Below are 26,161 nucleotides of genomic sequence, written 5' to 3' on the forward strand. Positions count from 1 at the left end.
CCGGCCCTTTTTTTGCGCTGACGGCTTAAGCAAGATAGAGCGTGCGCAGCGTCTGCGGCACGGCATCATCGGCATTTGAACCGATCACATCCAGCTCCGGCAGCGTATCTTTCAACCGCTGATGGGCGTTCTGCATGATAAATCCCTTACCCGCCATGCTCAGCATCTCCACATCGTTCATGCCGTCGCCAAAGGCGATACAGCTTTCCAGTGAATGGCCCAGCGTTTTCGCGACCGCTTCCAGCGCATGCCCTTTCGACACGCCGCCCGCCATCACTTCCAGACAGGTAGGCAGTGAGAAACTGACGTTAACCCGATCGCCCCAGCGCGCTTCAATCGCCTGTTCCATCGGGATCAGATGCTCGGGATTTTCGCAGGTGAAAAAGACCTTGCTGATATTATCGGTTGGCAGCAGACCCGGCTCATAGACCTGATAGTTGAACACCGACTCGCGGAAATAGTCCTGCTCAGCCGGGCTTGAGCGGCTGACAAACCACTCATCGTCGCGGTAAACGTGGGTCAGGATATCGCTGTGATGATATTGCAGGCCAAACAGATCGCTGGCGATATCCTCATCCAGATTATGACTGAACACCAGTTCGCCCTCTGCGTTGTGCACGCGCGCGCCGTTTGAGGTGATCATATAGGCCGGAATCGCCAGGCTGTCGCGCATCTGTCCGACATCGATATGATGACGGCCGGTGGCGAATATAAAGTGAATATCTTTCGCGACCAGCTGCTGCAGCGTTTCACGCGCAAAAGGGGTCAGACGATGTTCGGGAGAAAGCAGCGTGCCATCCAGATCGGATGCAACGATGTGATACATGAAAACCTCGGGTATCTGGTTCTGCCGGCCTTAACCGGTCGGATAAATAACGTCAGTGGTGCGAGGAAAAGAAGTCGACCACTGCATTGAGTGCTTCGGCGCGCATCTCATCCTTTTCAAACAGGATCTCATGACGCGCACCGTCGATCACCCGTGGCTTATTGCCCTCACACGGATGACCCGCCGCCGCCATCGCGGCACAAAAAAGGTCCTGCGAACGATTGTCGACCACCCGATCATCGCTGGCCTGTAACAGTAACAGTGGCGTGGTGATCTTATCGACCTGACTGATGATGTTGCGACCTGCATGGATGCCTTCACGTACCCAATGGTAGGTTGGCCCGCCAACGCGAATCGCCGGATCGTCCGCATAAAAGCGCAGATTTCGCCGGTAACGCTCGGTGCTGTGCGTCAGCCGGTTAATGCCAAACGGATGCGCACGCCAGCGGCCGGTGCCGAGCGCATAGCCATCGCGCATGGCCGGACGCTTCTCCGCCCAGTCCAGGATCCGATGGGCCAGAAAAGAGGGCAACGGTAAAGCAATGCCAAACATCGGCGCCACCAGCGCGACCGCATGAAACGCCTGCGGCTGACGCGCCAGAAACAGCGTTAAGATTGCGCCGCCCATGGAGTGAGCCAGCGCATAGCGCTGCTGGTAGTGACCGCTGATAATCTCTTTCAGATAGAGCGTTTCAAGGTCGTCGACATAATGGGTAAATTCCGCCACGTGACCGCGGTGTGAATCTTCCAGCAGGCGATCGGAACGCCCCTGACCGCGATGGTCAAGGATCACCACATCAAATCCGCAGTGAAACAGATCGTACGCCAGCTCAGGATATTTTATGTAACTCTCGATGCGTCCCGGCACAATCAGGATCACACGCTTGTGTTGCGGTGATGTGAAGCGGACGTAGCGCAGCGTCAGATTACCCACGCCGGTAAACTCAAGCTCTTCGCGGCTGTGCCAGAAATCGAGCAGTGGCCCGGTAGCGAAGGCAGCAAAGGCTTTTTCTCGTCGCAGCCAGCTGGCTTTGTGTTGATTCATTCGCCCTCCTGATGACCGGATACAGAGTCCTGAATGCCATGCGCAGGCCGTAGCGCCGCGCTTATTTCTGGCGTATTGTGTCACAATTCCGCTACTAAAGAGAGCCTGACCCATGACCATCGAATGGTGGCTGACCTATCTGCTTACCACTACAATTCTCAGCCTGTCGCCCGGTTCCGGCGCAATCAACACCATGAGTACCGGTATCAGCCACGGCTATCGCGGCACGGTGGCCTCTATCTCCGGTTTGCAGGTCGGCCTGGCGCTGCATATCGTGCTGGTCGGCATCGGTCTGGGCGCGCTGTTTTCTCAGTCGCTGCTGGCGTTTGAGATTCTGAAATGGGCCGGTGCGGCCTATCTGGTCTGGCTGGGTATTCAGCAGTGGCGCTCAGCGGGTGGCATTGATCTGGATGCGGTCGCCAGAGCGATGCCGCGTCGTCGCCTGTTCAAACGCGCCGTGCTGGTTAACCTGACCAACCCGAAAAGTATCGTCTTTCTCGCCGCCCTGTTCCCGCAATTTATTCAGCCGCATCAGCCGCTATTTATGCAGTATCTGGTGCTGGGCGTCACCACCGTTGTGGTCGATATCATCGTGATGATTGGCTACGCCACGCTGGCAACGCGGATTGCGGGCTGGATTAAGGGACCAAAACAGATGAAGTTAATGAACCGCATTTTTGGCGGGCTGTTTATGGCAGTAGGCGCGCTGCTCGCCAGCGCCAGAAAAATCGCTTAACGTCCGACGCGCCGAATTCGGCGCGAAAGATTATCCCTTCTTCCCTGGCCCCGCTACGGCGCTGTCAGTGGAACCGCACGCAACACAATGATGCCCGGCTTCGAACGCATATATTCCCTGAACGGCGCATCGACAACTTTTCGATTAACGGCCAGCGAAGAGGCGTTCCTGAACCACAAGCGGCCATCATGCCGGACAGCAATCCCCACATGCGTAACATCCAGGCTCTGACTGGTGGCGTAAACCCCCACGTAATCGCCGGTCTGAATCTGGTTCAGCACCTGCGGTGTGATCGCCCGGGCCGGAATGTAAGTGACAGGACGTGCAATCACACCCAGACCGGGCACCTGTTCTGCTCCGCTGGCCTGACGATTCAGGTGCTTCACCACCGTCACCGTATCCGGGCTAAGAGTGCGGGTCACGTCATCGGCATTGCGCGGGCTATCGGCAAACCAGTCGGAAAAAAAGTGGCGACGATTCCGGTAGCTGACCTCACCGCCAGCGTAGCGGGTTTGAATCAGGTTAGCCTCAAAGCTGGCACGATCGTGGCTGCGGCTCAGCGCCTGCACATAATCAAGCAGCGTGTAACAATCCACACCGTTGAAATTGATCACCAGCGCTTCCGGACGCGTGGGAGAACCGATCAGCGTATCCGCTTCATAGGGTGTCCCGAGAAACGTCGCAGAGATCCGGCTAATCCTTTCGCCCTGCGTCTGATCGACATCGGGCAGCGTCTGCATCAGGATCGAGGTAACCTCATCGGTCTGGCCCGGCTCTGGCGCAGGGTTGCGGGCGGCATCCGGCGAGGCGCAGGCGCTGATACAGGCCGTCATCAACACCAGTAATATGAACTTCACTCTCATCATCCTCTCCATAAACGTTGCGCCTGCTTCCCGACTTTAATGGAGATATGGATATGAATGATTAATAAAGAGTGACGATTTATCTGCGGTTGCAACAGCAAAACTCCCTGAGCCCTGAAATGTGACATCCGTCACACAAGCGAACTCTCTGGAGGAAGCGACAGCAAGGGAGGTTTCTGCCGGAGGCGCAACGCGCACGCCGGCATAAGGGCTGAAACGGAGATTAACGCGAAAGAATCAGGTGGATACCAAAACCGGCAAACAGTACGCCGGCCATGCCATCGACCCATTTCGCCAGTCGCTGATACTTAGCGCGGATCCACGGCAGCGCAAAAATCGCCGCCACCAGGGTAAACCAGGCAAAGGTTTCACCGACAATCAGCAGGAACAGACCCCAGCGCTCTGCCGAACCGACATCGTCGCCAACAAATAGCGAGAAGACGCTGCCGAAGTAGATAATGGCTTTAGGATTCGACAGGTTCGTCAGCAGGCCTTTGAGAAAGCTCATGCCGCGTTTCGGCAACGCAACCACCGGCTCATCCTGCTGCGGCTGTTTATGACGCTGACGTGCCGAGCACATCAGCTGCCAGCCCATCCACAACAGATAAAGTCCACCGCCGACCATGATGATCTGATGCAGCCAGGCCATTTTTTCCAGAATCAGATGCAGCCCCATCAGCGCCACACCCGCCCAGACCACAATGCCCAGCGTAATGCCCAGTACACCCATCATCGCCTCTTTGCGCGAGCGGCTGGCGGCAGTCTGTGACACGAAAAAGAAATCGGGGCCGGGGCTCATCAGCGCCACCAGATGCACCAGCGCCACAGTGGCGAATAACATCAGCATAATCAGTGTCCTTTACTCTTCATCATCAAGATGCTCTTTGATCATCACCAGGAAAGGTTTGCCAAAGCGCTCCAGTTTGCGGTGACCCACGCCGTTGACGCTGAGCATCTCGGACGCGCTGACCGGCATCTGTTCTGCCATCTCTATCAGTGTGGCGTCATTGAACACCACGTAAGGCGGAATATTCTCTTCATCGGCGATCGCTTTTCGCAGCTTACGCAGCTTGGCGAACAGTTTGCGATCGTAGTTGCCACCGTGAAACTTCGCCGGACTGCTGCTTTTTGTTTTTGCGGTGATTAAACGCGGCACCGCCAGCATCAGTGGCACTTCACCACGCAGCACCGGCCGCGCCGCTTCGGTGAGCTGCAGAGCCGAATGCATAGCGATGTTCTGCGTCACCAGCCCCAGATGGATTAGCTGACGTAACACGCTTACCCAATGTTCGTGGCTCTGATCTTTGCCCAGTCCATAGACCGGCAGTTTGTCATGGCCCTGCTCTCGGATACGCTGATTGTTGGACCCGCGCAGCACCTCAACGATATAGCCCATACCAAAACGCTGACCCACGCGGTAGATGCCGGAGAGCGCTTTTTGCGCTTCAACCAGGCCGTCATACCGTTTAGGTGGGTCGAGACAGATATCGCAGTTATCGCACGGCTGCTGGCGGCCCTCGCCAAAATAGTTCAGCAATACCAGACGGCGGCAGGTCTGCGCTTCAGCAAACGCGCCCATGGCGTTGAGTTTGTGACGCTCAATATCCTGCAGCGGTCCGGGCACTTTCTCTTCCAGACATTTACGCAGCCAGGCCATATCGGCCGGGTCGTAAAGCATCATCGCTTCGGCAGGCAGACCATCACGTCCGGCTCGCCCGGTTTCCTGATAATAGGACTCGATGTTGCGCGGAATATCGAAGTGGACCACAAAACGGACGTTGGGCTTGTTGATGCCCATGCCAAAGGCCACCGTCGCCACCACGATTTGCAGATCGTCACGCTGAAACGCTTCCTGCACCCGGCCACGCTGCTCGCTGTCGATACCGGCGTGGTATGCCCCGACGCTGAACCCCCGGCTTTGCAGTCGCGCGGCGGTGTCTTCCACCTTCGCCCGGCTGTTGCAGTAGATAATGCCGCACTTGCCGCGCTGATCCTGAACGTAACGCAGCAGCTGATCGGTGGGTTTAAATTTCTCCACCAGCGTGTAGCGAATATTGGGGCGGTCAAAGCTGCTGATCTGGATCAGCGGATCCTGCATATGCAGCAGGTTAACGATGTCGTTGCGGGTGGTTTCATCCGCGGTCGCGGTCAGCGCCATTACCGGTAATTCCGGGAAGCGCTGACGCATCTTGCCGAGTGCGCCATATTCCGGGCGGAAATCGTGGCCCCACTGGGAAATACAGTGCGCTTCATCCACCGCCAGCATCGCCGGTTGCCAGTGCGCCAGACTGTCCAGGAAGTTATCCATCATCAGGCGTTCCGGGGCGATGTAAAGCAGCTTAACCCGACCGGTACGGCAGTCGGCCATCACCGTCTGCTGCTGATCGCGCGTCATGGTGGAGTTGAGATACGCCGCCGCCACGCCGTTCGCCAGCAGCTGATCGACCTGATCTTTCATCAGCGAGATCAGCGGCGACACCACCAGCGTCAGCCCCTCGCGCACCAGCGCAGGGATCTGATAACAGAGCGATTTACCACCGCCGGTGGGCATCACCACCAGACAATCGCGCCCGCTCAGCGCCTCATTGATGATCGTCTGCTGACCGGGACGAAAATGCTGGTAGCCGAAGGTATCCTGCAATACCTGCTGCGCCAGCGCTTCCTGATTAAGAACTGCCGAGGTTGCCACGCGATTCCTGTCTTTCGTTATGGATTAGAACAAGTCGTTAAGTGTTACACCCACACCCAGACGCGTCTGGCGATGGTTGTAATCGATCAGTGATTCACCGTAACCGCTAAACACCTGAGTATAGAAGCGAACGTGCTCAGTGATAGGGTAGCTCCAGCCCAGGGTCGCGCCGCCATAACCGCTGTTCCAGTTATAGTTGCCCTCTACGCTGAAGATATTGTCGCCGAGCTTATAGCCCAGACGGGTGCGGTAGTAACCCATATATTTGGTGATATCAGGATTATCATCGCTGTTCGCCCCTTCAGGGATGCGATACCAGGGTTTGATTTCCGCCAGGAAGTTACCATTCTCTGCCATCAGACGCGCATAGACGCGGTTCCAGCTGCGCGAGGTGGGATCGCTTCGTCCATTGGATTGGTGATTCAGACCCACTTCGACATCACGCAGTGTCCAGCCCGCCAGCGAATAGTCGGTCGCCCAGCCCAGGAAAATCTGCGGCTCATAGTTGGTCTCACGGAATGGCGATGACTCAGCGCTATTCGACAGCTGCCACCAGGAACGCTGGGTGTAAGAGGCTGCCAGCACCGAGTTGTCGCCCAGAATACCGCGCCACAGCGGAAACGCCAGGCTGAGCTGGAATTTCACTTCATCTTTGCGGGCATTCTCTCCCCAGTTATAGGAGGAGATCGCCTCTTTATTGAGGTCGCTGGTATAGGTATAAAGCAGATAGTTGTTCTCGTAAGGATAGAGAACAAACGGGTTATCATGCTTCTCCAGCAGGTTAGCAATAATGCTGCCCTGAACCTGTGGCGCGTCATGAACCTCTTTAATATGGGCTTCATCCGCCTGCGCCAGCGCAGGAAATATCAACATTGCCGCCAGCAAGGCGCGATGCTTACGCATAAAATTCTCCGGTGAGCAGCTGCGTATCAAAGTAACTGAAAGGGTGTCGTAAAAAGCAGGCCATTCTACACGCAAATGGCAGTGAGCATGAGTGCTGATTTCTTAAACTGGAAACACCCTCGCAGGCGGCATAGAATACACAACTCATTCATATTCCGCGCCCCTCTGGCCCGATTTTTTCAGGACACATCATCATGTCATCACCCGTGCTGACACAGCAGGACGCTCGCCAGCTGGTCGGCGAAATTTTCGTTTATCACATGCCGTTTAATCAGGCGCTGGGCCTGGAACTGATGCGCCTTGACGCAGACTACGCAGAGATCAGCTTCAATAACAAAACCATGCTGGTGGGCAACCAGGCGCAGCAGATTCTGCACGGCGGCGTTATCGCGTCGGTACTGGATGTGGCGGCGGGCATGGTCTGCGTCAGTAATGCGTTAACCCGTCAGGAAAGCATCAGCGAAGCGGATCTGCGCCAGCGTCTGTCACGCATGGGTACCATTGATATGCGCGTCGACTATCTGCGTCCCGGACGCGGCGAACGCTTCACCGCCACCAGCAGCCTGCTGCGCGCCGGTAACAAAGTCGCCGTGGCGCGCGTGGAACTGCACAATCAACAGGGCGATTATATCGCCACGGCTACCGCCACCTATCTTATCGGCTAACCACGCCATTGAATGGAACGCATATGGATACGCAACAAACCCGCCAGGGCGTTGGCTTTGCACTGGGCGCTTACTTTATCTGGGGCATTGCGCCCGCTTATTTCAAACTGGTAAAGCAGGTTCCCGCCACGGAAATCATGACGCACCGGGTGATCTGGTCTGCACTGTTTATGCTGTTACTGATTACCCTGAGCCGCAGCTGGCCCGGCGTTCGCAGCGTGTTGCGCCAGCCTAAAAAAGTGCTGCTGCTGGCGCTGACGGCCGTGACTATCGGCGGCAACTGGCTGCTGTTTATCTGGGCAGTCAACAATCAGCATATGCTGGAAGCCAGCCTGGGCTACTTTATTAACCCGCTGATCAACGTGGTGTTCGGCATGCTGTTTTTGCGCGAACGGTTTCGCCGCTTGCAGTGGCTCGCCGTGCTGCTGGCCACCGTAGGCGTACTGGTGCAGCTGTGGCAGTTTGGCTCGTTACCGATTATCGCGCTGGGCCTGGCGCTGAGCTTCGCCCTGTATGGCCTGGTGCGCAAAAAGATTCAGGTCGATGCGCAGAGCGGCATGCTGATTGAAACACTGTGGCTGTTTCCACTGGCGGCGATTTACCTGTTTGGTTTTGCCGACAGCGCCACCAGCCACTTATCCGCCAACCCACTGAGTCTCAACCTGAAACTGATAGCGGCGGGCATTGTAACCACCATTCCGCTGATGCTGTTTGCGGCGGCCTGCAGCCGTCTGCGACTTTCCACCGTAGGCTTCTTTCAGTATCTCGGCCCGACGCTGATGTTTGTGCTGGCGGTCGCGTTTTACGGTGAGACCATCACGCCAGACAAGATGGTGACTTTTGGCTTTATCTGGCTGGCGCTGCTGGTATTTGTCTGCGATGCGGTGGCGTTTTCATTCCGTTCCCGTTCGCGCATAGCGTGAAATAAAGCGCGCTAAAGCCGGGCCGGTCAGCAGGATGGTAAACAGACGCAACGTCTGCAACGCCATTACAAACGCCATGTTGACCTGGGTTCCCGCCGCAATGATCGCCACCGTGTCCAGCCCGCCTGGACTGGTGGCGAGATAGGCCGTCATCAGATCGATATCCAGCATTCGCGTCAGCATCCACGCCAGCCCGCCACACAACAGCATCAGCCCGAAGATCGAGGCCAGCATCTGCGGCAGCGTGCGCAGTGCCAGCAGAAAAATCGGGCGGGTGAAACGTAATCCCACGCTCCAGCCAATCAGTGCATAGGCCACGGCCAGCAGCCATTCCGGCACCTGTAACACCGCGATGTCGCTACTGTGCAGTGCTGCGCCCGCCAGCGCAGGCAGCAGCAGCGCGCCAGAAGGAATGCGCAGTCGGGTGCCCAGCCACGCGCCCGTCAGCATCACCACCAGGGTGATAACAAAGCCATGATTCAGCGGTGGAAACCAGAGCAGCGAGACGCTGTGCGCCTCATCGCCCAGTCCGATGCGCGCCACCAGCGCGGCCGCCGAGGCGACAAACAGCACCCGCAGATACTGCATAAATGCGACCAGCCGCACGTCAGCGCCAAAGTCACCCGCCATCGCCACCATGGCCGATGCACCGCCCGGCGACGATCCCCATGCGCCGGTCGGGCCAGGCAGATGACTGAAGCGCACCAGCAGAAAACCTGACAGGCCGCTGGCCGCCAGCGTCAGCAGCAGCACCGTCAGCACGATCGGCCAGTCCTGAATCAGCGGTGCCAGAATCGAAGGCGACAGACTCTGCGCAATCATGCAGCCCAGTACGGCCTGAGCGAGCAGGAACAGCCGTTTATCAATTCGCAGCGTGGCACCCGACAGCCCCATCACTACACCCACAATCATCGGTCCCAGTAACAGCGCAGCGGGCACATGAAAATAGTGCAGCACCGCGCCAAGCAATACCGAGATCAGCAGCAGCAGCGTCCACTGCGCGCGCAACGAAAAAGCGTCCATAAGAAGTTAATAATTTGTAAAAACAGGAGGGTAAGATTACGCAGAAATGGAGACAGGAGCCAGCAGAACGGGCCATCTCAGATGGCCCGTTCTTATTTTAAAGCCAGTTTTTACGCTTGAAATAGAGATAAGGCGCCAGTCCGGCCAGAATCATCAGGCCGATCGCGGCCGGATAACCAAAGCTCCACTTCAGTTCCGGCATAAACTCAAAGTTCATCCCATAGCTGGAGGCCACCAGCGTCGGCGGCAGAAACACCACGGAGACCACCGAGAAGATCTTGATGATGCGGTTCTGCTCGATGTTGATGAAACCCATCGCCGCCTGCATCAGGAAGTTGACCTTCTGGAACAGTGATTCGTTATGTGGCAGCAGCGATTCGATATCGCGCAGAATTTCACGCGCCTGCTCCAGCTGATTGCCCGGCAAACGTGCTTTGCGTACCAGGAAGTTCAGGGCGCGCTGGGTATCCATCAGACAGAGACGCACCTTCCAGCCGATATCTTCCAGTTCCGCTAATCGCGACAGCGCCTGATCGTACTCTTCGCCCTGCTGACCTTCCATGATCACCCGGCTGAGTTTCTCCAGTGCGCTGTAGATGTTCTCGATTTCGTCCGCCAGCTGCTCGATTTTGGTTTCAAACAGGTCAAGCAGCAGCTCAAAGGCATTGCCGTCGATCAGGGTCTGATTACGGGCGCGCATGCGATAGAGACGGAACGCAGGCAGCTCACGTTCGCGCAGCGTGTAGAGACGGCCTTCACGGATGGTGAACGCCACGGTGGAGTTACCGGCGTGATCGTCAGCATCTTCATAGAAGAAGAAGGAGTGGATATGCAGACCATCTTCATCTTCGAAGAAGCGTGCCGAGGCCTCGATATCCTCCAGCTCAGGCCGTGTTGCCAGACTCTGGCCTAGCTCAGATTGCACGCGATCACGTTCGCCCTCTTCCGGCTCGATCAGATCGACCCAGACAGAGGTCGTCAGTTTGTCGTTTTCGTCTTCCAGCTCCAGTCGCGTCAGGCGGCTGTGATCCAGTTTAAATGCGCTCAGCATAGCAATACTCCCCATTGCAGACTAAATGGGACAAGGCAGTCCGCCGTTCCTCAACATGGAACGGGCAGCCTGAACACGGAAACAGAGTTTCAGAGATAAATCAGTGCTGACTCGCGACGGAATCAAAAAGGGAGGTCGCTGATAACCGCTAAGGCTACCCGCGTAAAGAGGTAGCCTTAGATGTTATTCCTGGAATCCAGGTCATTGAGCCAGCATCGACTGGGCGTGTCCAAGGCATTGTCCTCTCATGATAATAGTGGGCGCATGTTACGCTGAGACGAAAAAGCCGTCAACCGCACGCTAAAGCGTTTCAAGCTTCGCGTAAGCCGCCACCAGCCACTTGATTCCCTGCCCCTGAAACGCCACCTGAAGACGGCTATGCTCGCCGCTGCCTTCCAGATTAATGATGGTGCCTTCGCCAAATTTTGCGTGATGAACACGCTGACCCAGCGCGAATCCACTGTCATTTTTGGTCACCGGGGCACCCATCCGCTGATGGTTTACCGGACGGCTGACGCTGGCGCGCAGACGCACTTCTTCTATGCACGCTTCGGGCAGTTCGCCGATAAAACGGGACGGCCGGTGATACACTTCCTTACCATAGAGTCGGCGGGTTTCGGCGTAGGTCAGCGTCAGCTTGAGCATCGCACGGGTCACGCCGACATAAGCCAGACGACGTTCCTCCTCCAGCCGGCCACCTTCATCCAGTGACATCTGGCTCGGGAACATGCCCTCTTCCATGCCGACGATAAACACCTGGCTGAACTCCAGCCCTTTTGCCGAGTGGAGCGTCATCAGCTGAACCGCATCCTGCCATTTGTCTGCCTGGCCTTCGCCCGCTTCCAGCGCGGCGTGGGATAAAAAGGCCTGCAGTGGCATCAGATCTTCATCTTCATCCTGATAGCTGAACTGCCGCGTAGCGGTCACCAGCTCCTCAAGGTTTTCGATACGCGCCTGACCCTTCTCACCTTTTTCCTGCTCATACATCAGCCACAGGCCAGAGTCTTTGATGACCCGGTCGGTCTGAACATGCAGCGGTAACTCGGCGGTTTCGGTTGCCAGTGAATCAACCAGTTCACAGAAGCGTTGCAGCGCAGACGCGGCCCGGCCAGCCAGCGCACGGCTTTGCAGCAGTTCACGCGTTGCCTGCCACAGCGTCATCTGACGTTCACGGGCCGTCTGACGCACCACGTCAAGCGTGCGATCGCCCACGCCGCGGGTCGGGGTATTCACCACACGTTCAAATGCCGCGTCGTCATTGCGGTTCGCCATCAGACGCAGATAGGAGAGCGCATCTTTGATCTCCTGACGTTCGAAGAAGCGCATGCCGCCATAAATACGGTACGGCATGCTGCTCTGCAGCAGCGCCTCTTCCAGCACACGCGACTGGGCGTTGCTGCGATAGAGAATGGCGCAGTCGTTGAGCGCGCCGCCGTTCTCCATCCATACTTTGATGCGGTTGACCACGAAGCGTGCTTCATCCAGCTCATTAAAGGCGCAGTAGATCGAGATCGGTTCGCCATCGCTGCCTTCGGTCCACAGCTCTTTACCCAGGCGACCATTGTTGTTAGCGATCAGGGCGTTGGCGGCTTTCAGGATGTTATTGGTTGAGCGGTAGTTCTGCTCCAGACGGATCGTTTCCGCGCCGGGGAAATCCTGCAGAAAGCGCTGAATATTCTCGACCTGCGCGCCGCGCCAGCCGTAGATCGACTGGTCATCATCGCCCACGATGATCACCCGGCCACTGTCGCCCGCCAGCATCCGAATCCAGGCATACTGAATGTTGTTGGTATCCTGGAACTCATCCACCAGCACGTTGGTAAAGCGTTCGCGGTAGTGATTAAGAATGTGTGGCTTGTTGAGCCATAACTCATGGGCGCGCAGCAACAGCTCGGCAAAGTCGACTAAACCGGCGCGATCACAGGCTTCCTGATAGGCCTGATAGATGCGCAGCCATGTCTGCTCAATCGGATTGCCGTAGCTTTCGATATGCTTTGGTCGCAGGCCTTCATCTTTTTTGCCATTGATGTACCACATGCCCTGACGCGCAGGCCACTGTTTGTCATCAAGGTTCATTGATTTGATCAGGCGCTTGAGCAGACGTAGCTGATCTTCGCTGTCGAGGATCTGAAAATCCTGTGGCAGACCGGCGTCAAGATGGTGGGCGCGCAGTAAGCGGTGCGCCAGACCGTGGAAGGTTCCGATCCACATTCCGCCCTGACTGGTGCCGATCAGATGCTCGATACGGTGACGCATCTCCGCTGCCGCTTTGTTGGTAAAGGTCACCGCCATAATCGAATAGGGCGAGCAGTTCTCCACCGACATCAGCCAGGCAATGCGATGCACCAGCACCCGCGTTTTACCACTGCCCGCGCCTGCCAGCACCAGCAGGTTACTGCGCGGTGCCGCAACGGCAGCGCGCTGATTGTCATTCAAACCATCGAGCAGTTCAGAAACGTCCATAAGCACCGATTACCAAAGAAAAAAACGCCGTCGTCACACTGATTATTCCGCCTGCCGCAGGGCATTATCGCTGCCAGTCAGGCGGCGCCACAGACGCCGGATAAGGGACGGCGGCAAAACAGAAAAGAGGAGACGACTGGATAAATTTACAGCCATTATAGCAGTGAGGTGAGTGATGCCAACCGCGAAATTTCGACATGCGGCAACAGGCGCGCATCCGGGATATGCATCAGGTTACCCTGCCGCAGGTTAATCCAGCAGGCCTGCAGCCCGCAGCGCAGTGAGCCCGCCACGTCGGTGGTCAGGTCATCACCCACGTGCAGAATATGGTGTGGCGCGATATCAAGGCGTTGCGCGGCAAGCTGATACATATCCTGCCATGGCTTGGCGCGCCCGTCTGGCCCGGCCCGCAGCGTGAAGCGGAAGTATTCGGCAATGCCCATTTTTTCCGGGCAGGCGTTGCCGTTGGTGACCGCCACCAGCGGGATTTTCTCCGCCAGGGTTTTCAGCGTCTGGTGCGTCTCATCCGGCATCTCGACCTGACTCCGCCACTGATGGAAGACCGCCATCACTTCTGCCGCACCCGCAGTGGCTTCAGCGGCAGAGAGGCCGATATTCAGCATCGCCAGCTCAACCGAACGGCGTCGCCACTCCGAAACATCATGATAGATATCAGGTTCGCGCTGCAGCAGCTCATCGCGCAACTGCTGATAATCCTGCGGCGTGAAATCACGCAGCGCCGGATGAAAAGCCTGCAACGCGGCATGGGACTCCAGCGTGGTACGACGGATGACCGGGTAGTTATCGTAGAGAGTGTCATCAAGGTCGAAGGTCATGGCTTTTATGGCCGACAGCGGACGATAAAACTTCATTCGTTCTTTCCTCGTTTGGCGCGGGGATGCGCAGCGTCATACACCGAAGCCAGATGCTGGAAATCGAGATGGGTATAGATCTGGGTCGTCGACAGGTTTGCGTGACCCAGCAACTCCTGCACGGCGCGCAGGTCACCGCTGGATTCCAGCAGATGCGTGGCAAATGAGTGTCGTAGCTTATGCGGATGGATATGGCTGGCCACGCCCTGTCTGATGCCCCATTCGGCAAAGCGTTTCTGCACGTTGCGTGGCGAGATGCGGTTGCCGCGCGTCGAAAGAAACAGCGCATCATCCTGGCCGCCAAAGGTTTCACGCAGCGGCAGCCAGTGCTGGATCCAGGCGACCGCCGTGCGACCAATCGGTATCCGGCGCTCTTTGCTGCCCTTACCGACTACCCACACTTCGCCTGAATCGAGATCGACGTGGCGACAATCCATATTCACCAGTTCAGAGAGACGCAAACCGCCGCCATACATCACTTCCAGCATCGCCCGGTCGCGCACCGCCAGCGGATCGCTAAGGTCGATCTCCAGCAGCTGGTTTACTTCATCAACATCAATGTTTTTAGGCAGATGGCGCGCTTTACGCGGCGTCATCACCCCTTTGGCCGGGTTGGCAGAAAGCAAACCCTGGCTCACCTGCCAGTCGAGAAAACTGCGCAGGGCGGAGAGCCGCAGCGCGAGGCTGCTGGCGGCCAGTCCGGCGCGACGGCTGCGCGCCGCCATGCTGCGCACCTGTGCCGGTTCCAGCTGTGCCCAGCTGCTGAGCTTCATCTCATCAGCAATCGCCACCAGCGCGGCAAGCTGTCGCGCATAGCTGCTCTGGGTTAACGGACTGAGCTGGCGCTCCACTTTCAGGTAGCGCAGAAATCCGTCGACGGCCTCCTGCAGCGCGCTGCTCATGCGCGTTCAACCCAGCGGGAGAGCAGATCAGGCATCATCTGCGACAGATGCTGCAACAGCAGTGTCCCCATGCCCGATTGATAATGCTGGCTGTCACGACTGCTGAACACCAGCACGCCGAGATCGCCCTCCTCACCCATCAGCGACATGGCAACCGACCCGATCGCTTTGGCCTGCGGCAACAGCAGCAGCAGTTCCGGCCCGTTAATGTTGCCAAGATAGTGATGCTGGTTACCGAAGCGCTGAATACGCAGCGGTTCAAACGCCTGACGCGAGAGGCTCAGCTGAAAGAAATCGGAGGGCGCGCCCAGCAGCCATTTATCACTGAACAGCCGCACATTGGCACCCGCCAGGCCCAGCTCACGCGCCCAGCGATGCAGACGGTTGAGCATATCCTGTAGCGAGTCAGCCGCGGCCAGATGGCTCTCCAGCGACAGCAGACGGTCAAACAGTTCATGGTTAGCGCTGGCCTGCTCCATCAGCAGCGTGATCTCTTCTTCCAGCCGCTGAATATGGTTGCGTTGCCGCGCCATATGCCATTCGACCAGAGAGACGCTGCCACGCACCGGATGCGGCACGGCCATCTGTTCAACTGCACGGGCATTGCGGATAAAGAAATCGGGATTCTGCCGCAGATAATCACTGACGGCCTGATCGTCCAGCAGAACCGAACTGTCAGCCTGCTCTTCGATATTTTTCATAGATGAATAAACCCATCGTAGACGTGTGTCGCAGGCCCGGTCATATAGAGCGGCTGACCGGCGCCTTTCCAGGTGATGTGCAGCGTTCCGCCAGGCAGGTCGACACGCACTTTGGCTGCCAGAATGCCCTGCTGAATGCCACATGCAACGGCAGCACAGGCGCCGCTGCCGCACGCCTGCGTTTCACCCGCTCCGCGTTCGTAGACGCGCAGGCGGATATGTTCGGGATTGATGATCTCCATAAAACCGACATTGACGCGATCCGGGAAGCGTTCATGACTCTCCAGAATCGGACCCAGCAGTTCAACCTGCGCGGTTTTGACACTTTCGACCTGGATAACGCAGTGCGGGTTGCCCATCGACACCGCACCCAGCATCACCGTCTGTTCGGCCACGCGCAGTAGATAAAGATTTTCGGCTTTGTTGGCGCGGAACGGCACCTGCTGAGGCTCAAAGTTTGGCTCGCCCATGTTCACGCGCACCTGGTCGTCAGGCGTGACGGTCAACACCATGCGGCCATTCTGCGTACTGACCCGGATGTCACTTTTGTTGGTCAGCCCTTTCAGCTGAACAAAGCGGGCAAAGCAGCGCGCACCGTTGCCGCACTGTGCAACTTCACTGCCGTCTGCGTTGAAAATGCGATAGTGGAAATCGAGATCGGGATCGTAAGGCGGTTCAACAATCAGCAGTTGATCAAAACCGATCCCCAGATGACGATCGGCCAGCCGGCGGATCAATTCCGGCGAAAAGAAGACGTTTTGTGTCACCGCATCCACAACCATAAAATCGTTGCCGAGACCGTGCATTTTGGAGAACTGCATTTTTTGCTCCGCCGGATAAGCCATCAGATTAGTTCGCTTTTACGCCTGAATTGCCGGTAACCAGCCCGCCGACATCGGCTTTAGAGGCATCCGCTTTCTGGCGGTCGGTTGGGGCTTGTTGTTTCTTCGGCTGATCCTTCGGCGGGAAGTAGAGCGGTCCTTTCAGACCACAACCTGCAAGGCTGATTACTGCCAGTGTCATGGCCAACAGGCTTATTACTTTCTTCATTCTTTATGCTCTTCATGTCCTTTACCTGGATGCTTATCATCGCAGTTGAAGGTGGAAAAGCAACAGGAAATGCCCGCAAATAGCGTGAAGCGGGTGACAAGCCGGGAAGATAACGGCCACCTGCAGAGCGCAGGCAGCCCGTCAGCATCAGTGCACCTGATAGCGTGGCTGATAGTCGCCGTTGTCGTTGTCAGGCTGCGAGGTACACAGCTGCGTCAGCGTCTGGCTACGGAACGGAATCACCTGGAATCGCTCACCGGTGTTCACAATCTGGTAGAACTGCGGCAGGTTGAAGTTGATAAAGCTTGAACCATAGGTAAAGCGATCGTGCGATGAGGAGTAGAACCGGCTGACATCGCGCACCAGCTCCTCTTTACTGCCTTCACAGTGATGATAGACCTCAACCCGATTGGTCTCATCGAGGATGTAGATATTGAAGCCGCGCTCATCAGTGGTGTTTTCAAAGAAGAACTGAATAATGCCTTCGCTGGCATAACCGTTGACCACGGGTGGCAGCGGCGTCTGATTCGTTTCGACTTTGATCGACAGTCCGTGCAGCTTGTTGTTGGAGATCGCGCCATAAAACTCAACCGCGTTTTCCAGCTTCTGCACCGAAACGCTCATGCGTTCAAAGAACAGGCCCCAGGTCTCGCCCGCCATACGCAGCGCTTTAAAGCGACCCGGCTCCTGACGTGTGCTGGAGAGGCGCAGTTCAATGCATTCTGAGACCAGCTGCTGTACCCGCGTCCGAATCAGACCGCGCAGATGCTGGCTGTAGCAGAACACTTCCACCGTATCGGGCGGTGCAGCATCCTGATGCATCTTGCCGAGAATGGTTTTCAGCCCTTCGATCATCGCCTGTTCGCCACTGAAGTGCAGCGTACGCACCTCATTCCAGGAGTTGCGATAGAGCAGATCGATGCTGCCTATCAGGCACTGCTGCTGCTGACCAAAACTAAAGACATCCAGCTTACGGAAGTCGAAGTGCACCACCTGATTGCGGAAGGCCGCCGTCGGATCGTGTTCAAGGTTAACAATAATCGCAAGGTGCCGGATTTCGCACGGACTGTAGAGCGCTTTTGGCGTCGGCGAGGGCAGACGCAGCGGGAAATGGCTGGAAACATCGTTAACCAGCTCCTGCAGACGCGCCAGATCGCAAACCTCATTGCCTTTAATATGCAGCCGGGTTTTACGGGTCAGCAGTCCATTGAACCACGCCCACGCCACCAGCTTGTTCAGGTAACGGTTATATTCCAGCGGCTGATGGCTGATAATCGAATCCATGTCCGGCGCCTGGTTATAGAGATACCAGCCGGAACGGTTGGCGCGGCCAGGCGGCACATGAATAAAGGTCAGATTGGGTTCGGAGAGATCGGGCGAAATCTGCGGATTCACCAGCGTCACTTTGCCCGGCAGCGCTTCAAACGCGGCATACAGTTTACGGGTCAACACACCGATATCCTGCGGGCTGGCGCTGACGCTTAAGTTATTGCGGCGGGCAAAGCGGATCAGGTTGCGATAACTCTGCATCATCGCATCCAGCAATTCATTATGGGCTTCGCGCACCCGCTCGATTTTCCACTCAGCGCGGTTATCCAGAATGGCAATCTTCTCTTCGTTCCAGCCCCACTCTTTGACCAGCTGCGATAAAATTTCGCGACGCCAGCCGGTGCGGTGCTGATGATCTTCGGTGCTGAGCTTTTCACACACTTTGAGGTAGAAACAGCGACGCACCAGGTCGAGACGCGGCTGATCGTCAACGCTGGTCAGATAGTGCGTAACGCGCTCCAGCATCATGCAGTAAGGATCAAGCCCGAAGCAGATGATTTCACCGTCATGCAGGCGCTGTTTGATATCCATCGCCAGCAGTTGCGTATTCGGGTATTCCCAGCTGTAGGCTTCCAGCAGCAGCGTTTTCAGTACGGCTTTATATGGGGAGTCGATGCTTTTATAGAGCTGCCACAGGCTGGCGCCGAAATACTCTTCCGCCGACAGCGTGCCGAGGCCGCCAAGATCGAGCCACTCATTAGGGGTCAGCACGCCTTTGGCATAGAGCGACATTACGTAGTCGTCGTAATTGTGCTCTTCTTCGCCCGGCACCATATTCCACAGGATGCGTTTACCCGCCATACGAACTGCCGTACGGTAGAACTCATCCAGCAGTAAAATGTGTTGTGTTGAACCGCAATCTTCACCGCCCAGACTGCCGCTTTCGTTGTGGCGGAAGCGGTTTTCATCAATCAGAAAGAAACTCACCTCTACGCCCATCGAAACGCACCACTTCTGCAGCAGCGTACATTTGCGCTGCAGATTCAGACGCTCTTCATTATCAAGCCAGGATTGATGGCAGACCCAGATATCGAGATCCGAGACGCTGTTCTGGCCGACAGATGAGGTGCTGCCCATAGAATAGATCGCCGTAATCGGCATTTCGCCTTTCGGCGCATCGGCATGACGCAGATCGCTGTCGCCGGTGAGATCGGCCAGCAGCTGACGCTGATTTTCATCAGGCGTGAAGAAGCTGATGCCATGTGGAACGCTACCTTCAAGGTAACCCGGCATCTGCGGATGTTGATAATGTAATAAGGTTGGCAGCAGACTGTAGACGCGCTGAAAAGCGGGTCCCATAGCAGCCAGCGCACGATCAACGCGCAGCTGGTTGATTGCATCCAGTCTCTGTTTCAGTGTCTCAATGTAGAGGTACAAGACGTTTCGCCTGATTGTCCCAGTGTTTAAGCACCCTGTTTCCACACTCTGCCGCTTATAAAGTAAAAAAGTGGGCAGATAATTGCTGGAAACGTGATCAATCTAACACCCTGCAGATTGACCGTAAAGAAAGTTGCGCTACCTGACAGTTTAGCACGTTCTTACCAGCTTCCCGCCTTTTCAGCTCTGGTTCCCACGTTATGGCTTAATAAACCGGCCTGAAACCGCACGCAGGCCGTTTTCAATCCGTTGAAACTGACAGTCTTCACCCAGAGATGATAGGATATTCAGTGAACGATAAAAATGGTTAACAGCATGTTAGACAAAATTTTCAGAATTGCTACAAGACAAAGCCCGCTCGCATTATGGCAGGCACATTATGTACAGCAACGACTCATGAGTGCCCATCCGGGACTGCGCGTTGAGCTGGTGCCTATGGTCACGAAAGGTGACATCATCCTTGATACGCCGCTGGCAAAAGTGGGTGGCAAAGGGCTGTTTGTCAAAGAGCTTGAGCTGGCGATGCAGGATGGCCGTGCCGATATGGCGGTGCACTCGATGAAGGATGTGCCGGTCAATTTCCCGGAAGGTCTGGGCCTGGTAACCATCTGCGAGCGCGACGATCCGCGCGATGCGTTCGTTTCTCATCATTATGACTCCATCGACGCGCTGCCACAGGGTGCCATTGTCGGCACGTCCAGCCTGCGCCGTCAGTGCCAGATTAGTGCGCGCCGTCCGGATCTGGTGATCCGCTCGCTGCGTGGCAATGTCGGCACCCGCCTCGGCAAGCTTGATGCCGGAGAGTATGACGCGATTATTCTTGCTGTCGCCGGGCTGAAACGCCTGGGACTGGAAGATCGCATTCGTCAGGCGATGCCTGCCGAAGTTTCCCTGCCCGCCGTGGGTCAGGGTGCGGTCGGCATTGAATGCCGTCTGGACGACACCACCTTAATTGGCCTGTTGCAGGCGCTGAATCACGATGATACCGAAGTCTGTGTCAGAGCGGAGCGCGCCATGAATACCCGTTTAGAGGGTGGCTGCCAGGTGCCAATCGGCAGTTTCGCGGTGCTGGAAGGCGATGACCTCTGGCTGCGCGGCATGGTCGGCGCACCGGATGGCCGGGTCATGGTCAGCGGCGAACGCCGTGGTCCCCGCGCTCAGGCTGAACAGATGGGTATTTCACTGGCCGATGAACTGCTGAATGGCGGCGCGCGTGAAATCCTGCAGGAAGTTTACCAGGGGCAGCCGCCGGCATGACCATTCTGGTGACGCGCCCGGAACCCGCAGCGGCAGAGCTGGTGTCACGCCTGCATGCCCTTGGCAAACAGGCGTGGAGCCTGCCGCTGATCGAATTTGGGCCGGGCGCTGATCTCACCTCTCTGCCACAAAAGCTCGCCGCACTTCGCCCTGGCGACCTGGTTTTTATCCTTTCTCAGCAGGTTATACATTACGCACAACACACTGTCACAGCATGGCCCGCTGAGCTGGACTATTATGCAATTGGTCGCAGCACCGCCCTGGCGTTTCATACCGCCAGCGGACAGCAGGTGACCTGGCCTCATGCGCATGAAACCAGTGAAGAATTGATCCGGCTGAATACCCTTCAGCAGGTTGCGGGTAAACGTGCGCTGATCCTGCGTGGCGATCCCGGACGCGAGTTGCTGGCTCAGACGTTAACCCGGCGAGGTGCTGAGGTGTCGTTTGCAGCCTGTTATCAGCGCTGCCAGAAGTATTATGATGGACCCGTTGAAGGACGCCGCTGGCGCGATCGCGGTGTCTCCGTGCTGGTGGTGACCAGCGGTGAAATGTTACAACAGCTTTTTTCGCTGTTCCCCGCAGTTGATCGCGAGGAATGGCTGCTCAACTGCCGACTGGTTGTCGTCAGTGAACGTTTGGCTACCCTGGCCGCAGGATTGGGTTGGCAGGATATTCAGGTAGCCGATGGTGCCGATAACGATGCGCTGCTGCGCGCGTTACGCTGAACTTTAACAATGGGATGTGCCACATATGACGGAACAAAAAGACTCCTCCGCCATGGTTGAAGAAACCACCCCAGCGGTCGACCGCTCTCCTTCCAGCAACAGCACACCACCGCGTAATGCGAAAAATGGTGGCATGGTGCTGGGTGCAGTTGCGATTGTGATTGCGCTGGCGATTGGTGCGGGTTTATACCTTAACGGGAAACATCAGGCTGATTTACAGGCACAAACCAATCAGAAGCTGAGCGAACAATTAAGCGCGTTGCAACAGCAGGCCAGCAGCGACAAACAGCAGCTGACTCAGCAACTGAGCGGCGCTGAAACCGCGTTGCAGACAGCCCAGACACAGCAGAACGCGTCAGCAAAAGAGCTGGAAACCCTGCGTGAAAAAGTGGCCGTGATTTCTGGCAACGACGTGCGCAGCTGGTTGCTGGCACAGGCGGACTATTTGGTGAAACTGGCTGGCCGCAAACTCTGGAGCGACCAGGATGTCACCACCGCCGCTGCACTGCTGAAAAGCGCCGATGCCAGCCTGGCCGACATGAACGATCCCAGCGTCATGAATGTGCGTCGTGCGCTGACCCAGGATATCAGTAACCTCTCTTCGGTTACGCAGGTCGATTATGACGGCGTGATCCTCAAACTGAACCAGTTGTCGAACAACGTTGATAATCTGCGTCTGGCCGATAATGACAGCGATGATGCGCCGATGGACAGCGATGGCGGTGAACTGTCAGGTTCCGTGCGCGAATGGCGTCAGAATCTGGTGAAAAGCTGGCATAACTTTATGGATGATTTTATTACCATCCGCCGCCGCGATAACACCGCCCAGCCGCTGCTGGCACCTAATCAGGATGTTTACCTGCGTGAGAATATCCGCTCGCGTCTGCTGATTGCTGCTCAGGCGGTACCGCGTCATCAGGATGAGATTTATAAACAATCTATCGACACCGTGTCCGCATGGGTTCGCGCCTGGTACGACACCAATGATGCCGCTACCAAAGCCTTCCTTGCCCAGCTGGATGAGCTGAGCCAGCAGAACATCAATATGGATCTGCCGGATAACCTGGAAAGTCAGCCGTTGCTGGAACAGCTGATGCAGACCCGCGTCCGGAACCTGTTAGCGCAACCTTCTGCCGCTGCTAATCAGCAGGGAGGCTAAGCATGCTTAAGGTATTTATCCTCTTTATCCTGCTGATTGCTGGCGTGGTGCTGGGACCGATGATTGCCGGTCATCAGGGTTACGTGCTGATTCAGACCGATAACTGGAACATCGAAACCAGCGTCACCGGCCTGGTCATTATCCTCATCCTCAGCCTGCTGGTGATTCTGGCCGTGGAATGGCTGCTGCGCCGCGTGCTGCACACCGGCGCGCGTACCCGTGGCTGGTTTACCGGACGTAAACGCCGTCGCGCCCAGCGTCATACTCAGTCGGCGCTGATGAAGCTGGCAGAAGGCGATCACCGTCAGGTGGAAAAACTGCTTTCTAAAGATGCCGATCACGCTGATGTGCCGGTGGCGAACTACCTGCTGGCAGCAGAAGCTGCGCAACAGCGTGGTGATGAAATCCGTGCCAATCAGCATCTTGAACGTGCTGCAGAGCTGTCGGAGAGCAACACCATTCCGGTAGAAATTGCCCGCACACGTATTCAGCTGGCACGTAACGAAGATCATGCTGCGCGTCATAGCATTGACCGTCTGCTGGAAGTGGCACCGCGTCATCCTGAAGTGCTGCGCCTGGCCGAACAGGCGTATGTCCGTACTGGTGCCTGGAGTGCATTGCTGGATATTCTGCCCGCCATGCAGAAGGCGCAGGTCGGCGATGAGCTGCATCGTGATGCATTACAGCAGCAAGCCTGGCTGGGTCTGATGAATCAGGCGATGGCTGACCAGGGCAGCGATGGGCTGAAGCGCTGGTGGAACGATCTGAGCCGCAAAACCCGTCAGGAAACGACGCTGCAGGTGGCCATGGCGGATCATCTGATTGAATGCAACGATCACGACACCGCGCAATCGATCGTGCTGGAGGGCCTCAAGCGTCATTATGACGATCGTCTGGTACTGCTGATGCCTCGTATCAAAAGCGGTAATCCGGAAGCGCTGGAGAAAGTTCTACGCCAGCAAATCAAACAACACGGCGCAACACCGCTGCTGCACAGTACGCTGGGGCAGTTGCTGATGCGGCATGGTGAATGGCAGCAGGCTGCTGAGGCACTGCAGCAGGCGCTGGCACAGCGTCCTGACGCGTTTGATTATGCATGGCTGGCGGATGTTTATGATCGTCTGCGTCGCCCGGAAGAAGCGGCGAAGATGCGTCGTGAAGGGTTGCTGCTCACCTTGAAGAACAATCCCAACGCCTGATCCTCTTTTCATACCTGATAAAGCCGGGCTTGCCCGGCTTTTTTGTGCCCGCAATCTGCCAGCACGCTTTCGCAGGCAAAAAAAAACACCTGCCAGTGGCAGGTGCAAGATCAGGTCGGTAAGACAACCGGGAGGTACCTGACTCAACGTGGTGTCTGTTAACCCTGTAAGGCTTTCGCGATACAGGCAGGCAGACAACAGGTACCTAAAATTGGCTCTGCATCATTCCCAGGTTTATGTAGCATCAGCAGACATAAGAGGTGGAATGAGCATCTACAGCAGAAGTATTGCACAAGCCATGCCAGGTTTATGATTATTTTTAAAATCACAATAAATCAGCATGTTAAAGAATTAGCTCAAAGCTTCATTCAACAGGCCTGTCGGGAAATGTCGGTATCCAGCGACAGCTGGCATTTTCTCTGTCTCTGAATGGAGACAGCAAGGCAAATCTCTCTGTGAAATCAACAATAACAATGACTTATTTGTCGGCAATTCACGACGCAGCTGCTACTGTTTAAGCAACTTTATCTGACAACTGGCGAAATCAAGGGTGAGCTGGCATCAAAGGATTAGCTAACAAGCAGCCCGCTCTCACTGCTGTGCGGGCTTCAGGGAGCATACGCCTTTCGCAAAGACGCAAAAGACGCCATCCCTGTCGGGCTCAGCGCGGGCCGTCCCTGGCCCGCGATGCTTTGCTACAGGCGTATGCTCCCTTCGCTTCACGTATGGCAGACGCATCTGATACTTACAAGGACGCTTCAGACAAATGACAGATCTAAACCCGGATGCATCTGACCACAGCGCATAAGCTCAACGCGCAGGGAGCATGGTCAGAAGAGGAAAGCGTCCCACGCCAGGGACGGCGTGGGCCGAGCGGCCATGGATGGCTTAAGCGACTTTCCGATCTGACCATGTTCCCTTCGCAGGCTCGGATTTACAGCAAACTTATTTAGCTGTACCCACCTAAACCTCCTTCGGAGGTCCTCATCCTCTTTTCTGCAGACGAAAAAAAACCTGTCTTTTCAGACAGGTTTCTAAAATGGTCGGCGAGAGAGGATTCGAACCTCCGACCCACTGGTCCCAAACCAGTTGCGCTACCAAGCTGCGCTACTCGCCGATTTTTTTAACTGTTTTGCCTGGTGCGAAGAGAGGGACTTGAACCCTCACGTCCGTTAAGACACTAACACCTGAAGCTAGCGCGTCTACCAATTCCGCCACCTTCGCGTTTCCCAGCAAAATCTGGGGTGGCTAATGGGACTCGAACCCACGACAACTGGAATCACAATCCAGGGCTCTACCAACTGAGCTATAGCCACCACAATACTTAATGTCACAAGTTAAAAACCTGCAGCATTTAAATCTCTACTGCCAACCGCGGTAAATCAACCACCGAAGCTCATGCGCACAAACGATATGGCGCGCCCGACAGGATTCGAACCTGAGACCTCTGCCTCCGGAGGGCAGCGCTCTATCCAGCTGAGCTACGGGCGCGTAGCGCCGTTGCGGATGTGCATACTAGAGATAAGCGCCCATCGTGTCTAGTGCTTTTTAAATAAAAAGACGCGTTTGATTACGCTTTGTGCATTTTGTCGACAAATAGTGCATTTCCTCTCTCACAACGCGTAAAAATGCGGCATTTATCAGCAATATCAGAGATCGCCACGCCAGTGATAGCGCAAATATTTAAGCAGTTTTAATTGCCGGCGCAGGCGGCCAGGCTGCCGAATCAGACGATAGAGCCACTCCAGCCCCAGCCGCTGCCAAATCTCAGGCGCTCGCTTCACATGGCCGGTGAAAACATCGTACGTTCCACCCACGCCCATATAGAGCGCATCAGGCCAGTGCGCACGGCACGCCAGCATCAATAGCTCCTGACGGGGCGACCCCAGCGCTACAGTCACCAGCTTCGCGCCGCTGGCCGCAATCCGGGCAAACAGCGCATCCTGATCGGCTGGCGCAAAATAGCCATCCTGCGCCCCGACAATATTCACATTCCACTGACGACGTAGCTTATCGCAGGTTTCATCCAGCACCTGCTGACGACCGCCGATAAGAAATACAGGCGTCCCTTCCCGCCCGGCGCGTTCCATCAGCGCTTCCCATAAATCAGCACCCGCAATGCGCTGCACCGACGCGTGTGGATACTTTTTACGAATCGAGCGCACAATGCTGATGCCATCGGCGTATGCATATTCCGCCTGCGCTAACAGCGTACGTAATCCCTCATCCCGCTCAGCGGTCAGGATCTTCTCCGCATTAATCGCCACTAAAATACCGCTGCGTACGCTGTGCGGCGGCATCAGAAAATTCACCGCCGACGGCATGTTTTCGAAGCCATACAACTCAACGCCGCGAATCCGGTACTGCGGCGTCTCAGTTAACTTTGTCATATCTTCCGTCAAT

General features: G+C 56.3%; 24 protein-coding genes and 4 tRNA genes. 7 read left to right on the forward strand and 21 right to left on the reverse strand.

Annotation, left to right across the window (positions count from 1 at the left end; translation table 11 throughout):
* Positions 1 to 25: 25 nt before the first annotated feature.
* Positions 26 to 826: a sugar/pyridoxal phosphate phosphatase YigL gene (yigL, locus tag ACXKZD_RS18440; RefSeq protein ID WP_010257286.1), complete on the reverse strand. Its 801-nt coding sequence runs from the start codon at positions 824 to 826 to the stop codon at positions 26 to 28.
* Between the two features lie 52 nt (positions 827 to 878).
* Positions 879 to 1,871, reverse strand: coding sequence for a lysophospholipase L2 (gene pldB, locus ACXKZD_RS18445; protein WP_010257288.1), 993 nt, complete (start codon positions 1,869 to 1,871; stop codon positions 879 to 881).
* A gap of 112 nt (positions 1,872 to 1,983) precedes the next feature.
* Between pldB and rhtB the strand changes: the two genes are divergently transcribed.
* Positions 1,984 to 2,607, forward strand: coding sequence for a homoserine/homoserine lactone efflux protein (rhtB, locus tag ACXKZD_RS18450; protein WP_010257290.1), 624 nt, complete (start codon positions 1,984 to 1,986; stop codon positions 2,605 to 2,607).
* Between the two features lie 53 nt (positions 2,608 to 2,660).
* Here rhtB and ACXKZD_RS18455 read toward each other — a convergent pair whose 3' ends face one another.
* The 4 genes from ACXKZD_RS18455 to pldA form a co-directional block, all read right to left on the reverse strand.
* Positions 2,661 to 3,470: a DUF1460 domain-containing protein gene (locus ACXKZD_RS18455; protein ID WP_488982096.1), complete on the reverse strand. Its 810-nt coding sequence runs from the start codon at positions 3,468 to 3,470 to the stop codon at positions 2,661 to 2,663.
* 223 nt (positions 3,471 to 3,693) lie between these two features.
* Positions 3,694 to 4,317 (reverse strand): threonine export protein RhtC, encoded by a 624-nt coding sequence (gene rhtC / locus ACXKZD_RS18460; RefSeq protein WP_010257296.1) that lies wholly within the window; start codon positions 4,315 to 4,317, stop codon positions 3,694 to 3,696.
* Between the two features lie 12 nt (positions 4,318 to 4,329).
* On the reverse strand, positions 4,330 to 6,159 hold the full coding sequence (gene recQ / locus ACXKZD_RS18465) for an ATP-dependent DNA helicase RecQ (RefSeq protein ID WP_010257299.1): 1,830 nt from the start codon (positions 6,157 to 6,159) through the stop codon (positions 4,330 to 4,332).
* A 24-nt stretch (positions 6,160 to 6,183) separates the two neighbouring features.
* The gene (gene pldA / locus ACXKZD_RS18470; protein ID WP_010257301.1) at positions 6,184 to 7,062 is read right to left on the reverse strand and encodes a phospholipase A; all 879 of its coding nucleotides are present in this window, start codon (positions 7,060 to 7,062) and stop codon (positions 6,184 to 6,186) included.
* Between the two features lie 194 nt (positions 7,063 to 7,256).
* On the opposite strand from pldA, the gene ACXKZD_RS18475 reads away from it, so the two are divergent.
* Together ACXKZD_RS18475 and rarD are read left to right on the forward strand one after the other, a co-directional pair.
* Positions 7,257 to 7,727 (forward strand): thioesterase family protein, encoded by a 471-nt coding sequence (locus ACXKZD_RS18475; protein ID WP_010257304.1) that lies wholly within the window; start codon positions 7,257 to 7,259, stop codon positions 7,725 to 7,727.
* A gap of 23 nt (positions 7,728 to 7,750) precedes the next feature.
* Positions 7,751 to 8,650, forward strand: a complete 900-nt coding sequence (gene rarD, locus ACXKZD_RS18480; RefSeq protein WP_010257306.1) for an EamA family transporter RarD — start codon at positions 7,751 to 7,753, stop codon at positions 8,648 to 8,650.
* Here rarD and ACXKZD_RS18485 read toward each other — a convergent pair.
* The 10 genes from ACXKZD_RS18485 to ACXKZD_RS18530 all read right to left on the reverse strand — a co-directional run bounded on the left by ACXKZD_RS18485 (position 8,621) and on the right by ACXKZD_RS18530 (position 19,418).
* A complete protein-coding gene (locus ACXKZD_RS18485) occupies positions 8,621 to 9,673 on the reverse strand; it encodes an AbrB family transcriptional regulator (RefSeq protein ID WP_029519697.1) in 1,053 nt (350 codons plus the stop codon). The two genes, rarD and ACXKZD_RS18485, sit on opposite strands and share 30 nt — an antisense overlap.
* A 97-nt stretch (positions 9,674 to 9,770) precedes the next feature.
* Positions 9,771 to 10,724, reverse strand: coding sequence for a magnesium/cobalt transporter CorA (gene corA / locus ACXKZD_RS18490; RefSeq protein WP_003854370.1), 954 nt, complete (start codon positions 10,722 to 10,724; stop codon positions 9,771 to 9,773).
* A 176-nt stretch (positions 10,725 to 10,900) separates the two neighbouring features.
* Positions 10,901 to 10,957, reverse strand: coding sequence for a YsgD/CorL family protein (gene ysgD, locus ACXKZD_RS18495; RefSeq protein ID WP_353748370.1), 57 nt, complete (start codon positions 10,955 to 10,957; stop codon positions 10,901 to 10,903).
* Positions 10,958 to 11,024: 67 nt separating this feature from the next.
* Positions 11,025 to 13,187, reverse strand: a complete 2,163-nt coding sequence (gene uvrD, locus ACXKZD_RS18500) for a DNA helicase II (RefSeq protein ID WP_010257313.1) — start codon at positions 13,185 to 13,187, stop codon at positions 11,025 to 11,027.
* Positions 13,188 to 13,342: 155 nt separating this feature from the next.
* Positions 13,343 to 14,059: a 5-amino-6-(5-phospho-D-ribitylamino)uracil phosphatase YigB gene (gene yigB / locus ACXKZD_RS18505; RefSeq protein ID WP_010257318.1), complete on the reverse strand. Its 717-nt coding sequence runs from the start codon at positions 14,057 to 14,059 to the stop codon at positions 13,343 to 13,345.
* The gene (gene xerC, locus ACXKZD_RS18510) at positions 14,056 to 14,961 is read right to left on the reverse strand and encodes a tyrosine recombinase XerC (RefSeq protein ID WP_010671674.1); all 906 of its coding nucleotides are present in this window, start codon (positions 14,959 to 14,961) and stop codon (positions 14,056 to 14,058) included. Before xerC ends, yigB begins: the two co-directional genes overlap by 4 nt.
* Positions 14,958 to 15,662 (reverse strand): DUF484 domain-containing protein, encoded by a 705-nt coding sequence (locus ACXKZD_RS18515; protein ID WP_010257324.1) that lies wholly within the window; start codon positions 15,660 to 15,662, stop codon positions 14,958 to 14,960. The genes xerC and ACXKZD_RS18515 overlap by 4 nt, the downstream gene beginning before the upstream one ends.
* Complete coding sequence (dapF, locus tag ACXKZD_RS18520) at positions 15,659 to 16,483, reverse strand: diaminopimelate epimerase (protein ID WP_031292612.1); 825 nt, start codon at positions 16,481 to 16,483, stop codon at positions 15,659 to 15,661. Before dapF ends, ACXKZD_RS18515 begins: the two co-directional genes overlap by 4 nt.
* 28 nt (positions 16,484 to 16,511) lie before the next feature.
* Positions 16,512 to 16,712 carry an LPS translocon maturation chaperone LptM gene (gene lptM, locus ACXKZD_RS18525; protein WP_010257328.1) on the reverse strand — a complete coding sequence of 67 codons (201 nt, stop codon included), beginning with the start codon at positions 16,710 to 16,712 and terminating at the stop codon, positions 16,512 to 16,514.
* Positions 16,713 to 16,859: 147 nt separating this feature from the next.
* Positions 16,860 to 19,418, reverse strand: a complete 2,559-nt coding sequence (locus tag ACXKZD_RS18530) for a class I adenylate cyclase (protein ID WP_342606188.1) — start codon at positions 19,416 to 19,418, stop codon at positions 16,860 to 16,862.
* A gap of 315 nt (positions 19,419 to 19,733) precedes the next feature.
* Between ACXKZD_RS18530 and hemC the strand changes: the two genes are divergently transcribed.
* Genes hemC through hemY form a run of 4 tightly spaced genes read left to right on the forward strand, consistent with a single transcriptional unit; the run spans position 19,734 to position 23,758 of the window.
* Positions 19,734 to 20,675, forward strand: a complete 942-nt coding sequence (gene hemC, locus ACXKZD_RS18535) for a hydroxymethylbilane synthase (protein WP_031292611.1) — start codon at positions 19,734 to 19,736, stop codon at positions 20,673 to 20,675.
* Complete coding sequence (gene hemD, locus ACXKZD_RS18540; protein ID WP_052271839.1) at positions 20,672 to 21,400, forward strand: uroporphyrinogen-III synthase; 729 nt, start codon at positions 20,672 to 20,674, stop codon at positions 21,398 to 21,400. The genes hemC and hemD overlap by 4 nt, the downstream gene beginning before the upstream one ends.
* A gap of 25 nt (positions 21,401 to 21,425) precedes the next feature.
* The gene (gene hemX / locus ACXKZD_RS18545; RefSeq protein WP_010257336.1) at positions 21,426 to 22,559 is read left to right on the forward strand and encodes a uroporphyrinogen-III C-methyltransferase; all 1,134 of its coding nucleotides are present in this window, start codon (positions 21,426 to 21,428) and stop codon (positions 22,557 to 22,559) included.
* Between the two features lie 2 nt (positions 22,560 to 22,561).
* Positions 22,562 to 23,758, forward strand: a complete 1,197-nt coding sequence (hemY, locus tag ACXKZD_RS18550; protein ID WP_488981789.1) for a protoheme IX biogenesis protein HemY — start codon at positions 22,562 to 22,564, stop codon at positions 23,756 to 23,758.
* Positions 23,759 to 24,798: 1,040 nt separating this feature from the next.
* Here hemY and ACXKZD_RS18555 read toward each other — a convergent pair.
* From ACXKZD_RS18555 to wecG, 5 genes are all read right to left on the reverse strand, one after another.
* Positions 24,799 to 24,875, reverse strand: a tRNA-Pro gene (locus tag ACXKZD_RS18555).
* A gap of 20 nt (positions 24,876 to 24,895) precedes the next feature.
* Positions 24,896 to 24,982 (reverse strand) — tRNA-Leu (locus tag ACXKZD_RS18560).
* Positions 24,983 to 24,998: 16 nt separating this feature from the next.
* A tRNA-His gene (locus ACXKZD_RS18565) sits at positions 24,999 to 25,074 on the reverse strand.
* A gap of 98 nt (positions 25,075 to 25,172) precedes the next feature.
* Positions 25,173 to 25,249, reverse strand: a tRNA-Arg gene (locus tag ACXKZD_RS18570).
* 158 nt (positions 25,250 to 25,407) lie between these two features.
* Positions 25,408 to 26,148 (reverse strand): lipopolysaccharide N-acetylmannosaminouronosyltransferase, encoded by a 741-nt coding sequence (gene wecG / locus ACXKZD_RS18575; RefSeq protein WP_010671671.1) that lies wholly within the window; start codon positions 26,146 to 26,148, stop codon positions 25,408 to 25,410.
* Between the last annotated feature and the right edge of the window lie 13 nt (positions 26,149 to 26,161).

This window comes from Pantoea sp. ABR1s (genome assembly GCF_057812235.1).